Genomic DNA, 12,916 nt, shown 5'->3' with positions numbered 1-12,916 from the left:
TTCACCGGAGGCAAGCGGCCCGAGCGGCTCCGCGCGGGGCCGTCGGCGCCGATCAAAGCACGTTGCCGCTGCGCGACCACCACCCCGCCCACGCGCGCGCCGCGCTCTCGCGCTCGGCGGGCGGCAGGTCCGCGGAGTAGGCGACCGGGGGAGGCGCCACGCCGGAGAGCTCGACCGCCGCGGCCACGCGCGTCTCGCGCTCCTGGCTCGTGAGCCCGGAGAACAGCCACTCCGCGCGGCCGCGGCCGCGGTTCTGCTTCCACCAGCCGAGCCAGGCGCGCGCGTCGGTCCCGAGCCGCTGCAGCGTGATGTCGGCGAGCGCGTCCGCCGCCGCTCGCGCCGGCTCCGGCGCGCTCGTCTCCAGCACCTGCACGAGCAGCGGGATCGCGTCCACGTCGCGCAGCGCCCCGAGCGCCCGCGCGGCGCGCCGGGCGCGCGCCTCGATGCCGGAGAGGAGCGCGCGCCGCAGCCGCTCGCTCGCCTCCCGGGCGGCCGGCTCGCGCCGGCGCGCGGCGAGCGCGGCGCACGCCGCGGCGGCGACCGCCGGATCGGCGTCGAGGGCCCGGTCGGCGAGCAGCGCGGGCGGGGTGTTCGGGGCGACGACGCTCTCGTCCACGTCGATCTCGAGCGCGTCGAGCTCGTCGGGGATGGCGGGCGCCGCGGCGGGCGCGAGCGCGGGGCGAGCGGGCTCGGTCGCCGTCCACGGATCGGCCGGCGCGGCCGCCGGTGCGGGCGGCGCGGGCGTGGCTCCCGGCGCCGCTGCCGTCCACGGATCGGACGCGGGGGGCGCGGCGGCCGGCTCCGCGGCGAGCTGCGCCGCGCGCGGCGGCAGGGTCCGGGCGGGGGCGCGCCGGCGCTTGCGCTCGCGGATGATCCGCTCGAACGCGGCGCCGAGCGTGGAGACGAGGAGGAGCAGGTCGCCGAGCCGCCGCGCCGACACCGGAGCCCCCCCGTTGTCGGCGAAGAGCACGCACACGGGGCGATCGCGGAGCAGCACCGGGGCGACGAGCGCGGTGCGCGGGGTGCCGCGATCGAGCCCTGCGAGGATGGCCGCGTTGCCGGCGGGCTCGCGCGACACCGGCCCGAGGTACGGGCTCTTCGTCTCGATGACCGTGCGGAAGGTGCCAGGGTCGTCGGCGTAGATGGCGACGCCGCGCGCGAGCTCGCGGGCCTCGGGCTCCACCCCCAGCGCGTCGTGCCCGGCGACGGCGTCGCGCGTGACCGCGAACATCGCCGCGAAGGCGAAGAAGTCGCGCGCGTAGCGGAGCGCGACGAGGACCACCTCGTCCCGCGTGCGCGCGGCGGCGAGCGCGGCGCGCGCGTGCTCCAGCGTCCAGCCGGGCGGCGCGCTGCGATCCGGCGGCGCGGCGTGGACGTCCTCCTCCGCGCCCGGCGCGGCGTCGCGGATCGCGGCGGCGTCCCCTCCGGCCGGCGCGAGCGCTTCGCGGACCAGGCCGGGGTCGACCTCCTCGAGCGCCTGCGCGAGCGCCGCGGCGAGCGGCTCGAGCGGTCCCTCGTCGTCCCCGCCGAACCCCACCGGCGCCGCCTCGCCCTCCTCGCGCTCCTCCGTCCCCGGCGCGGCGTCCGCCTCACCCGGCGAGTCCTCCCGCGCGAGGGCGCCGGCCGCGACGGCCATCGCCGCGAAGCGAGGCGCGATCGGCGTCCCGTACAGCTGGTGAACGAGCAGCCGCACCCGCCACTCCGGCGCGACGTACGCGGTGAGGTGCAGCGAGAGCATGAAGCCGATCTCGTCGAGCAGGCCGGCGTCGACCGGGAACACGGACACGACGGACAGCTCGCGCCCGTCGAGCGCGAAGGGCGCCAGCCCGTGACGGTCCGCGACGCGGGCCGGGAAGACGCGGCGCGCGCGCGCGTCGCCGCCCGCGAACGCCTCGGGCGGCGCGGGCGGGACGTCCGCGGCGCCCGCGAGGGCGATCGCGAGCGCGTCCTCGGGGAGGGCGCCGAGCTCCAGGAGCGCGGTGTCGAGCGCGCCGCCCGCCTCGTCCCGGCGCGCGAGCGCGCGCTCCATGACGTCGGCAGTGACCACGCCTTCTTCGACGAGGAGGGCGGCGAGGTCCTTCGGCACGGCTCGGTTGTAGGACCCCGGTGAACGGGGGTCAAGGAGCCTCGACCACCCAGGTCCGCGCGAGGAGGTCGTGCAGGGCCCTCCCGCTGCGGGTGAAGAGCGCGAGGAGGAAGCCGAGCCCGAGCAGCGCGAAGGACGCGGCGGCGAGGCCGGAGCGCGCGGCGCTGCGCGCCAGCGACGGGCGCCGCCCCCCCGGGCCGACGACGCGAAGGCCCAGCATCCACTTGCCGAGCGTGGCGCCGGCGAGCGCGTGCGCCAGGGTCGCGTACACCGCGAGCGCGAGCGCCAGCAGGGCCACGAGGGAGAGCACGACGTCCTTCTCGCGAGCGAGCAGGTCGAGCAGGCCGTCCAGGCCGGCGACGGCGCCGGAGCCGGTGGGCGCCAGCAGCGAGGCGCCGAGGTAGACCACGCCGGCCAGGAGGGGGCCGGCGTCGATCGCCCACGCGCCGGCACGCCGCCAGGTGGCGGGCCTCCGGAGGTGGACCTCCGCTGGCCGGACGGCGACCTCGGCGACGCCCAGGACCTCGGCTTCGTCGGCGTCGATCACCTCCGGAGCGGCGTCGGGCCAGCGCTGCGGTGCGGCATCGGACCACGCGAAGGGGGCGCTCTCCGCCGCAGGCGCCGCGAGCTGGGCCGCGGGGGCCGGCGCACCGGCGGGCGCCGAGGCCTCGGCGGCGACGCCCGCGTCGCGCAGCGCCTCCTCGACCATGCGCCCGAGATCCCAGTGCGAGCGGCTCGCCGGGGCGGGCGCCGGCGGCGCCACGAAGGCGGGCTCGGGAGGCGGAGCGCCGCGGGCCGGTGCGGCAGGCGGCGTCGGCGAGGGGCTCGAGAGGGACGGCGGAGTGCGCGACCTGCGCCGATCGAGGTCGAGCGTCACGTCGAGGGTCCGCAGGGCCGGCTCGTCCCGCAGGGTGAGCGGCGCGGCGCACGCGCCGCAGAAGGCGGCGCGCTCATCCGTCTCTCGGGCACAGCGAGGGCAGAGCACGGGTCGAGGCTAAGTTCGCCCGCGGGGCCGGTCAAGGAACGGGAACCGGGGCGCCCAGGTCGCCGAAGCGGGCCTGGAGCAAGGCGACGGCCACGATGGCGGCGGTCTCGGCGCGCAGGACGCGCGGGCCGAGGGCGGCCCGGCGCGCGCCCGCCGCGTCGCAGGCGGCGAGCTCGACGTCCGTGAGCCCACCCTCCGGCCCCACGATCGCGGCGTAGGCCCTCGCCGCGACGGGCTCGAGCGCCAGCACCGGGGGCCCGCCCGGCTGGAGCGCGATCGCGAGCGCGCCCGGCGGGAGCGCGGCGAGGACGCCCGCGAGCGGCGCGGGCGCGCGCACCTCCGGAACGTCCGCACGGCCGCACTGGCGCGCCGCCTCCTCGGCGATGCGCCGCCAGCGCCGCGCGCGCTCCTCGCCCTTGTCCGGCTCGAGCCGCACCACCGACCGCTCCGCGGCGAACGGCGCGACGCCGGCCGCGCCGAGCTCGGTCGCCTTCTGGACGACGAGGTCCATCTTCTCGCCCTTCGCGAGGGCGGCCACGAGCCAGATCTCGGCCGCCGCCCCTCCCTGCGCGCGCCGCTCGCCGAGGAGCAGCGCCTCGTAGGCCGCGTCGACCCGCGCCGCCCACGCCCCGCCGCGACCGTCGAACACCTCGACCTCCGCGCCCGGTCCGAGCCGCAGCACGTCGCGCAGGTAGTGGCGCGCCTCGGGCGTGAGCGCGGCCCGCTCGCCCTCGAAGCGCTGCGGGGGCAGGTGGACGCGTCGCAGCGTCACGCGCGCGGGCGCTCCAGCGTGAGGAGGCTCCACTCGGCGTCACGCCGCTCGAGGGCGGGGCGGAGCCCCTGGGCGACGTAGGCGGCGCGGACCTCGTCCTCCTGCGGGGTGAGGATCCCGGCGAGGAGCACCGTGCCACCCGGCGCCACCCGCGCGGCGACGTCGGGCGCGAGCTCGACGAGCGTGTTGGCGAGGATGTTCGCGACCACGAGATCGAAGGTGCCCGCGATCTCCCCGACCGCGGCCCCGGTGAGCTCCAGCGCCGCTCCGTTCCGGTCGGCGTTCTCGCGCGCGACGGCCACCGCGACGGGATCGTTGTCGTTCGCGGCGACCCGCCCGGCGCCGAGCTTCGCCGCGGCGATGGCGAGCAGGCCCGAGCCGGTGCCGACGTCGAGCACCGACGCCCCGGGGCGGGCGGCGAGCAGCTCCGAGAGCGCCGCCAGGCAGAGCCCGGTGGTGGGGTGGGTCCCGGTGCCGAACGCCATCCCCGGATCGAGCACGATCTCCGCCATGCCGGGCGGGACCGGCGCGTCCACCCAGGACGGGCGCACGAAGGCCCGGCCCACCGCGAGCGGCCCGAGCCCCTTCTTCCAGGTCTCGCCCCAGTCCTCGTCGGCGACCTCGGCGAGCTCGCCGCCGTGCGCGGCGCGGGCCTCCTCGGCGTCGGCGCGGTCGGAGAAGAACGCGACGAGCAGCGCGCGACCCGGCGCGGGCTGGGCGATGCCCGGCATCGGCGTGCCCTCGCCGTCGCGCACCTCGACGCCGCTCGCCCCGGCGTCGAACAGCTCGGCGGAGAGGTCCTCGGCGCGCTCGCGCGCCGCATCCAGGGTGAGGGAGAAGGTGGGCATCGGCCGCATCCGTACCCCGGCCCGCCCGCGGAGGCCAGGGGGATCTGGGTCCCGCGATATCGCACTCGTCCCCTCATTTCGCGGCCTTGGCAAACGAGGGTACGATCCGCCCCGCCATGTCCCTGAACGTCCTCCTCGTCGAGCCGGACGCCGCGCTCGCGGACGAGATCCGCCGCGCCTTCGGTCCGGCGGGCCTCGAGGTCACCTCGCTGCAGGCGGGCGAGCCGGCCGTCGAGCGCTGCCGGCAAGCCGCGCCCGATCTCATCCTGCTGGCGGCCGAGCTGCCCGACATGAGCGGCTTCTCGGTGTGCAATCGCCTGAAGCGCGCCGTCCAGGCCGTGCCGCTCCTGCTCTACACGGGAGACGCGACCGACGCGGCCATCGAGGCGCACCGCGCCACGCGCACGCGCGCAGACGACTACCTGCGCAAGCCCTTCGACATGGCCGAGCTGCTCGGCCGCGCTGCCGCCCTGCTGCACGGTGACGGCGCCGCGCCCCGCCCCTCGGCGCCGCGCGACGCGCCGCCCGCGCCGCCTGCGCCGCCGCGTCCGGACGGCCGCCGCTCCGCGCCCGAGGGCGACGCCCCGCCGCTCCTCACCCGCGTCGACTCCGGGCAGATCGCGGCCCGCGGACTCGCCGCCGCCCTCGCGGCGGCCGCGCCGCCCGCCGCCCCTCCGCCGCGCCCGGCGCCCGCGTCCGCGGCGCCCGCCGCCCCGCCCGCCCCGCCGCCCATCGGAGCGCGCCCCCCGGCCGCCATCGGCCGCGTGAGGGTCGGCGGCGGCCGGGCGGATCCCGCCGACGTCTTCGCCGACTGGCCGCGCGATCCCGCGCCGCCGAAGGGCACGCCGGAGGAGAAGCTCGAGTACTTCCGCGATCGGCTCCGCGCGCGCGACGCGTTCGTGGCGCGCGTCCGCGACGCCTTCGGCGAGCTCAAGGGCCAGGCCGCCGAGCTCGCCGGCGAGCGGGACGGGCTGGAGCGCGATCTGGCGGCGGCGCGGGAGCGCGCGGACGAGCTCGAGCACGCGCTCGTCGACGCGCGGGCGGCGGCCACCGAGCACGAGGCGCGCGCCGCGGACGCGCTCCGCAGGCTCGAGGAGAGCGAGGCGACGCGCCAGTCGATCTCTGACGTGCTCTCGCAGGCGATGCAGGATCACGAGGCGGCGGCGCAGGACTGGTCGGCGCGGATCGGCGAGGCCGACGCGGAGCGGGCGCGGCTCGAGGCGGAGCTCGCCGAGCGGGCCGAGGCGCACGCGCGCGCCGTCGCCGGCCTCGAGGCGGAGCGCGCCGACGAGCGCGCGCGGCTCGAGGCGTCGCGCGCCGAGGCGGACGAGGCCCACGCGCGCGCGCAGGCCGAGCTCGAGGCCGCCCGCACCGCCGAGCGCGACGAGGCGGGCGCGCAGCAGGCGGAGGCGGAGGCGCGGCTCGCGGCGCTGACCGGCGAGCGGGACTCCCTCGCGGCCGAGCTGCGGCGCGTGGTCGCCGAGCTCGCCGCGAAGCTCGAGCAGGCGGCCGAGGCGCGCCGCGAGGGAGACGCGGAGATCGAGGCCCTCCGGACGCGGCTCGACGAGGCCCACGGGCGCGCCCAGGCGGTCGCGGCGGAGCTCGCCGAGGCGACCGGCCGGATCGGCGCGCTCGAGGCGGACGCGGCGGCGCAGGCCGAGGCGCACGCCGGGCTCGAGGAGGCGCTCGGCCAGGCGCAGGCGGAGGCGCGGGCGTACGACGAGAAGGCCGTCGCCGCCGAGCACGCCTTCGAGGCGAAGGCGGCCGAGCTGGCCGCGGCGGAGCAGCGGATCCGCGACCTCGGCGCGGCGCTCGAGGAGGGGCGCGCGTCGGTGGCCGGGACGAAGGGCGAGCTCTCGCGCATCGAGACCGCGCGCGCGGACGCCGAGCGGCGGGCGGCGCAGGCGGCGTCGGAGCGCGATCAGCTCGCGAAGGCCATCGAGGCCGCCCGTCGCGGCGCCGAGGGGGACCGCGAGCGGGCGAAGCGGCTCGAGGCGGAGATCGGCCGGCTCGCGAAGCTCGAGCCGGTGGCCGAGGAGGCGGCCCGGCTGCGCAAGGAGGTCGCCACGCTGAAGGAGATGGTGCAGCAGCGCAGCGCGGCGGCGGAGAGCGCGTCGCGCGCCGCCCAGGCGGCCGCGGCGGAGCGCGCCCGGGCGGAGGAGCGGCTCGCCGTCGAGGCGGGCAAGCTGCAGGGCGCGACGAGCCGGCTCGAGTCGGAGCTCGGCGCCGCGCGGCGGAAGCTCGAGGAGCTCGAGCGCGAGCGGAGCGCGCGCAGCGACGAGAGCCGCAAGACGCACGAGAAGGGCGAGCAGCGCGCGCGCGCCCTCGCGGCGGACGCCTCGGAGGCGGAGAAGCGCCACCAGGCCGAGGTCGCCCGGCTGCGCGCCGCGATGGTGGAGCTGGAGAAGCACCTCGAGACGCGCGCCCGGGCGGAGCTGACGCTCAAGAAGCGCGTCCAGGAGCTGGAGAAGGCCTCGGCGAAGCCGCCACCCGCGCCCGCGCCGAAGGCCGATCCCGCGGAGCTCGCCACCCTGAAGGCGCGGGTCGCGAAGCTCGGCGAGGAGCTCGAGGAGCTGCGCGGCGAGAACGACTTCCTGAACGGCGAGGTCGCGCGGTACCAGCAGCGCAACAGGCAGCTGCAGACGCAGATCGACTCGCTGAAGGAGTCGTGAGGTCCTCGACCTCCGCTCGTCTCGAGCGTCGAGGAACGCCGCCGGGGGGCCGCGCCGAGCGGCCGCGCGGGGCGACCCCTCCTCGCGCGGGTCGCGGGCGGGGTGCGCTCGTCCGCGCCGCTTGCGGGCCCAGCCCGCTCCCGCTAGCGATCGCCGCATGGCCCGGCTCGTCACCACCCCCTTCGTCGTCCCCGCTGCGGGGAACCCGCCCAAGCTCATCGAGGAGCTGTTCGGCCGCGTCGCCACCGGGAGCGCGGGGGTGAGCGTCGCCCGCATGACGAGCCCGCCGGGCTGGGCGGAGCCGGGCCAGACCCCCGAGTTCGACGAGTACACGGTCGTGCTGGAGGGGGCGCTGCGCGTGGAGACGCGCGAGGGCGTGCTGGAGGTGGGCGCGGGACAGGCGGTGCACGCGCCCAGCGGCGAGTGGGTGCGCTACAGCACGCCCGCGGGGGCGAGGTACCTCGCCGTGTGCGTCCCGGCGTTCTCGCTCGACACCGTGCATCGCGACGGCTGAGACCTCCAGCGCGAAGGGCGCCCGCCGCGGCGAGCGCCCCCCGGTGCGTCCGCGTCGCCGCGTCGGGCTAGATCACGGGAGGCTTCGACCGCCGCGCGGCGCGGTAGAGCGCGAACGCGAGCCCGGCGAAGAAGAGCACCCCGAGCACCTGGTAGCCGCCGTGGCCGATGATGCCGGCGATGCGCGGCTCCATGTTGAGGGTGGTCCCGATGAAGCGGTTCACCCCGTCGTTCACGTTGAGCAGCGCGACGATGACGCCGGTGAGCGCGCCGCCCGCCACGAGGCCGGTGGCGAACAGGCTGCCGCCGCCGAGCTCGCTCTCCTCCGCGTGCTCGCCGCGCCGCGCCGCGAGCCAGTCCACGACGCCCTTCAGGGCGCCGCCCACGAAGATCGGCAGCGTCGTCGAGAGGGGCAGGTAGAGGCCGACGGCGAACGAGAGCGACTTCACGCCGCACAGCTCCATGGTCACGGCGAAGAACGCGCCGGCCAGCACGAAGTGCCAGTCGAGGTTCAGGGAGAGCAGCCCCTTGATGAGCGTCGCCATGAGCGTCGCCTGGGGGGCCGGGAACTTCTCCGTGCCGATCATGTGCTGGACCCCCTGCGCGGCGAGGTCCGCCGTGGGGGTGTCGAGCACCTTCACCGTGAGCCCAATGACGAAGGCCGAGAAGATGGCGCCCACGAAGAGCGCGATCTGCTGGTAGCGCGGCGTCGCGCCCACGAGGTAGCCGGTCTTGAGGTCCTGGCTCGTCGCCCCCGCGTTCGCGGCGGCGATGCAGACCATGCCGCCGACCACGAGCGCGAGGGGCTCGTACGCCGAGCCGGTCCAGCCCACGCCCACGAAGACCATGGCGGTCGCCATGAGCGTCGCGATGGTCATGCCGGAGATCGGGTTCGAGGACGAGCCGATGATGCCGACGATGCGCGACGAGACCGTCACGAAGATGAAGCCGAAGACGATGACGAGCAGCGCGACCAGGAGCTTCTGGAGGACGGACTCGCCCGGCACCTGCGGGAGCATGACGAGGAGCAGGACCAGGCCGACGCTGCCGATGATGACGGTGAGGAACGACAGGTCGCGCTCGGTGCGGCGCACGCCCGCCTGGGCGGCCTTGTCGCCGAGCGAGGCGATCGAGTCTCGGAGCGACGTCCAGATGGTGGGGAGCGTCTTGAGGAGCGTGATGAAGCCGCCGGCCGCGACGGCGCCCGCGCCGATCTGGCGGATGTAGGCGCGGTACACGGCGTTGGGCAGGTTCGAGAAGGCGTGCGTCGCGGGATCCCAGCCCCCGGCGCCGCCCGCGGTGGCGACGTCCTTGAGGTCCCCGAGCTTCACGAGCTGGCCCGCGATGACGTCCGCCGGCACGAGCACCGAGAGGAGCGGGATGAGGGCGAGCCAGGCGAGCACGCCGCCCGCGACGAGCACGCCCGCGATGCGCGGCCCGATGATGTAGCCCACGCCCAGGTACTCGGGGGTGATCTCGCCGTTCACGGTGGCGTTCGGGAGCCACTTGTTCGTCTGTCGGGTGACCCAGGCGGGCGTCTCCGCGATGACGTGGAAGACCTTCTGCAGCACGGCGTAGCCGAGCGCGAGCCCCACGCCCTGGAAGGCGGTCTTGGCGAACTCGCCGCCCTTGTCGCCGGCGATGAGCACCGACGCGCAGGCGGTGCCCTCCGGGTACTGCAGCGTCGCGTGCTCCTTCACGATGAGGGAGCGGCGCAGCGGGATCATCATGAGGACGCCGAGGATGCCGCCCACGAGCGAGAGGGCGAACAGCGTCACGTAGTCGAAGTAGCCCGCGCCGACCGAGACCTTCGTCGAGGGATCGACGGAGAGGAAGAGGAAGCCGGGCAGCGTGAACACCACGCCGGCGGCGATCGACTCGCCGGCCGAGCCCGCCGTCTGGATGATGTTGTTCTCGAGGATGGAGGTCTTGAGGAACTTCCGCCCGAGCGAGATGGCGATGACGGCGATGGGGATCGAGGCCGACACCGTGAGGCCCGCCTTGAGCGCGAGGTACACGGTGGCGGCGCCGAAGAGGATCCCCGCGAGCGCGCCGGCGACGATCGCCTTGAGCGTGAACTCGGGGACCGTCGTCTCGTCGGCGATGTAGGGCTTGAAGTCCTTGGGCGGGGGGGTGGCGAGCTCGGCCATTCGGGGTCCTCGCGACACGGTCCGGTTGCGGGGCGTCAAGAAACCACGTCTCCCCCTCGCTGTCGACTCTCGGGTCGACGCCCGCCACCCACGCCCTGCCGGCCCCGGCGACCGGCCCAAGCGCGCGAGATCCGGACGCCGCGTCGCGCTATGAAGGGCCGATGGCGCGCCGGTTCGGCATCTACGTCCACTTCCCCTACTGCGCGCACCGCTGCCCGTACTGCGACTTCGCGGTCACGACCGAGCGGCCGCCCGAGGGCCGCCGGTATCTCGCCGCGCTGCTCGCGGAGCTGGAGCTGCGCGCCGGCGCCTTCGACGGGCTCGCGCCGGTGAGCGTCTACCTCGGCGGCGGCACGCCGTCGCTGTGGGATCCGGACGAGGTCGCGGCGCTCCTCGCGGCGCTGCGCGCGCGGCTGGCGCTGCCCGCCGGGGCCGAGGTGACGATCGAGGCCAACCCCGAGTCCACCGACCGGGCGCGGCTGCGGGCCTGGCGCGCCGCGGGCGTGAACCGCGTGTCGGTCGGCGTGCAATCGTTCGACGCGGGCGTCCTCGCGAAGCTCGGCCGCCGGCACGGCCCGGACGCGGCGGAGCGCGCGATCCGCGAGGCGGCCGAGGAGCTCGGGAACGTCAGCGTCGACCTCATCTACGGGGCCCGGCGCTCCACGGTGGAGATCGCCCGGGCCGACGCCGCCCGGGCGGCGGCCTCGGGCGCGGCCCACGTCTCGGCGTACGCGCTGACGCTCGACCCCGGGATCATGGCGGAGGAGGTGCCCCTCGCGCGCATGCGCCGCGAGGGCCGGCTCCCCCTCCCCTCCGACGACGAGGTCGCCGCGCAGGCCGCCGCCATCCGCGCCGCGCTCCGCCGCGCCGGGCTGCGCCGCTACGAGATCTCGAACTTCGCGCGCCCCGGCCTGGAGTCCGCGCACAACCGCCTCTACTGGACCGCCGAGAGCTACCTCGGGCTGGGCGCCGGCGCCTACGGCTGCGCGCGCGGCGAGGCGGGCTCGTACCGCTACGGGAACCTGCGCGACGCGCGCGCCTACCTCGACGCGGCGCTCGGCCGGCGGTCGCCGACGGCGGAGGAGGACCGCATCGCGCCGGCGGCGGAGCGCAACGAGCGCATGATGCTCGGGCTCCGCACGCTCGAGGGCGTGCCGCTCGCGACGCTGTCTCCGATCCAGTCGCGCGAGGCGGACCGGCTCGTGCGGCGGCGCCTCGCCGTCCGGCGGCGCGGCGCGCTCGTCCTCACCTCGCGTGGCATGGACCTCCACACCTCGATCGCGGAGCGGCTGCTCGAGTGAGGGAGAGATCATGGCGAACTCCGAGGCGTTCGTGGAGCACGTGCTCGACCTGCTGGCGCTCGCCGGCCCCGTGGAGGCCCGCCGGATGTTCGGCGGGCACGGGCTCTACGCCGGCGGGGCGATGTTCGGGCTGCTCGACGACGACGAGCTGTTCCTCAAGACGGACGCCGTCACCCGCGCGCGCTTCGTCGACGCGGGCTGCCGGCCGTGGTTCTACGCGCGCCGCGACGGCACCACGGAGCGGACGAGCTACTTCCGCCCGCCCGACGACGCGCACGAGGAGCCGGAGGCGATGCTGCCGTGGGCGCGCCTCGCGATGGAGGCCGCCCTGCGCGCGGCCGCCGCCAAGGCGGCGCGGGTGCGTGCGAAGCCCACGGCGGCGCCACGCAGGCGGCGCGCCGCCCCCCGGGCGCGGCCCGGCCGGACGCGGTAGCATCGCCGCATGCGCCGCCTCCTCGGCCTCGCCGTCCTGGGACTCTCGCTCGGCGCCGGCCTCGCCGTGATGTTCCGCGTGCTGCCGAGCGACCGTCCGATGCCCGCTCCTCCGGCGGTCGCGACGCAGATCCGCGAGGTGGCGCGGCTCGAGACCCTCGAGGTGCGGCTCTACAAGAAGGTGAGCTTCGCGCCGGAGCCCACGCCGGCCGGCTCGTTCTGGGGCGACGTCGCCGGCTGGCTGCGCCACGCGGTGAGCGCGCCGCAGGGGAAGGCCATCGTCTTCGCGGACGCCTACCTGACCTTGGACCTCGAGCGGCTGAACGCGAACAGCGTCCAGGTGGAAGGGCGCCGCGTGGACGTGGTGCTGCCCCCCATCCGCACCACCGTCGCGCTCCGCCCCGGCGAGACCGAGGTCCTCGGCTCCAACCTCGACTCGGCCGACACGGCGCGGCTGCTCGAGCTCGCGAAGGCCGCCTTCGAGCGCGAGGTCGACGCCGACGCCGCGCTGCAGGCGCGCGCGCGCGCGTCGGCCGAGCGGCACATCCGGGCGCTGCTGCTCTCGCTCGGCTTCGAGGACGTCCGCTTCGTGGACGTGCTCCCGCCCGCGCGCTCGCAGACGTAGCTCGACCGGAGCCGCGCGCGCGGGCCGCGGTCAGCCAGCCTCGGCGAGGTCGGCGGCGAGCAGGCGCATGTTGCGCGCGCGGCGCGCCGAGATCTCCCGCCACAGCTCGGCGACCTCCGGGTGCTCGGAGGCGGCGGCGTGGATCGAACGCACGAGCGGTGCGAGCCGCCCGAGGATGCGCCGGACGGCCCCCGCGTAGAGGGCTGGCCTCCCGAGAGGTTCGAGCACTGGCTCGCCGACGCGTGGCGCCGGCTCCTGCTGGAGTGAAAGAAAAGAGGCGGTCGCCCGGGAAAGCGACCGCCCCTCTCGCAGGGGAGCGAACGGCTGCGTGCGGCCCGGTCCCGGATGCCCGTCAGCGCTGGGGGGCGCCGCGCGGGGAGGGAGCGCGGCGGACCAGCGTCACGACGGCGGGGAGTGGATGGGGAGCGGGCGGGACGGTCACCGCGACCAGCGCGGCGGCGAGTCGACGGCAGCTCTCCGCGATCCAGGCGACGAGACGCACGCGCACCCTTAGTGCAGGCGACGTGCCCTG

At 76.9% G+C, this 12,916-nt stretch carries 12 protein-coding genes; 5 read left to right on the top strand and 7 right to left on the bottom strand.

Annotated elements, in window-relative coordinates:
- Positions 1-52: 52 nt before the first annotated feature.
- Genes ANAE109_RS01380 through ANAE109_RS01365 form a run of 4 tightly spaced genes read right to left on the bottom strand, consistent with a single transcriptional unit; the run spans position 53 to position 4,691 of the window.
- Complete coding sequence (locus ANAE109_RS01380; RefSeq protein WP_011984594.1) at positions 53-2,086, bottom strand: general secretion pathway protein GspE; 2,034 nt, start codon at positions 2,084-2,086, stop codon at positions 53-55.
- 31 nt (positions 2,087-2,117) lie between these two features.
- Positions 2,118-3,071, bottom strand: a complete 954-nt coding sequence (locus tag ANAE109_RS01375) for an RDD family protein (protein WP_011984593.1) — start codon at positions 3,069-3,071, stop codon at positions 2,118-2,120.
- A gap of 31 nt (positions 3,072-3,102) precedes the next feature.
- A complete protein-coding gene (locus tag ANAE109_RS01370) occupies positions 3,103-3,843 on the bottom strand; it encodes a 16S rRNA (uracil(1498)-N(3))-methyltransferase (protein WP_011984592.1) in 741 nt (246 codons plus the stop codon).
- Positions 3,840-4,691, bottom strand: a complete 852-nt coding sequence (locus ANAE109_RS01365; protein WP_041448040.1) for a 50S ribosomal protein L11 methyltransferase — start codon at positions 4,689-4,691, stop codon at positions 3,840-3,842. The genes ANAE109_RS01370 and ANAE109_RS01365 overlap by 4 nt, the downstream gene beginning before the upstream one ends.
- A gap of 116 nt (positions 4,692-4,807) precedes the next feature.
- Here ANAE109_RS01365 and ANAE109_RS01360 point away from each other — a divergent pair, with 116 nt between their 5' ends.
- Positions 4,808-7,363: a response regulator gene (locus ANAE109_RS01360; RefSeq protein ID WP_011984590.1), complete on the top strand. Its 2,556-nt coding sequence runs from the start codon at positions 4,808-4,810 to the stop codon at positions 7,361-7,363.
- Positions 7,364-7,520: 157 nt separating this feature from the next.
- Positions 7,521-7,877, top strand: a complete 357-nt coding sequence (locus ANAE109_RS01355) for a cupin domain-containing protein (RefSeq protein WP_011984589.1) — start codon at positions 7,521-7,523, stop codon at positions 7,875-7,877.
- 67 nt (positions 7,878-7,944) lie between these two features.
- Here ANAE109_RS01355 and ANAE109_RS01350 read toward each other — a convergent pair whose 3' ends face one another.
- Positions 7,945-10,026: an OPT family oligopeptide transporter gene (locus tag ANAE109_RS01350; RefSeq protein WP_041448039.1), complete on the bottom strand. Its 2,082-nt coding sequence runs from the start codon at positions 10,024-10,026 to the stop codon at positions 7,945-7,947.
- A 161-nt stretch (positions 10,027-10,187) separates the two neighbouring features.
- Between ANAE109_RS01350 and hemW the strand changes: the two genes are divergently transcribed.
- Genes hemW through ANAE109_RS01335 form a run of 3 tightly spaced genes read left to right on the top strand, consistent with a single transcriptional unit; the run spans position 10,188 to position 12,384 of the window.
- A complete protein-coding gene (hemW, locus tag ANAE109_RS01345) occupies positions 10,188-11,327 on the top strand; it encodes a radical SAM family heme chaperone HemW (RefSeq protein ID WP_011984587.1) in 1,140 nt (379 codons plus the stop codon).
- Between the two features lie 10 nt (positions 11,328-11,337).
- Positions 11,338-11,760 (top strand): TfoX/Sxy family protein, encoded by a 423-nt coding sequence (locus ANAE109_RS01340; protein ID WP_011984586.1) that lies wholly within the window; start codon positions 11,338-11,340, stop codon positions 11,758-11,760.
- Between the two features lie 9 nt (positions 11,761-11,769).
- Entirely contained in the window at positions 11,770-12,384 is a 615-nt protein-coding gene (locus ANAE109_RS01335) for a DUF4230 domain-containing protein (RefSeq protein ID WP_011984585.1), read from the top strand.
- 30 nt (positions 12,385-12,414) lie between these two features.
- Here ANAE109_RS01335 and ANAE109_RS01330 read toward each other — a convergent pair whose 3' ends face one another.
- Both ANAE109_RS01330 and ANAE109_RS25175 read right to left on the bottom strand, forming a co-directional pair.
- The gene (locus ANAE109_RS01330) at positions 12,415-12,612 is read right to left on the bottom strand and encodes a hypothetical protein (protein ID WP_041448038.1); all 198 of its coding nucleotides are present in this window, start codon (positions 12,610-12,612) and stop codon (positions 12,415-12,417) included.
- 124 nt (positions 12,613-12,736) lie between these two features.
- Positions 12,737-12,886: a hypothetical protein gene (locus ANAE109_RS25175; protein ID WP_158305862.1), complete on the bottom strand. Its 150-nt coding sequence runs from the start codon at positions 12,884-12,886 to the stop codon at positions 12,737-12,739.
- Positions 12,887-12,916: the final 30 nt, after the last annotated feature.

This window comes from Anaeromyxobacter sp. Fw109-5, from assembly GCF_000017505.1.
Lineage (GTDB): Bacteria > Myxococcota > Myxococcia > Myxococcales > Anaeromyxobacteraceae > Anaeromyxobacter.
Note: the sequence above shows the minus strand (reverse complement) of the source record. Positions and strands in the feature narration are given on the sequence as shown.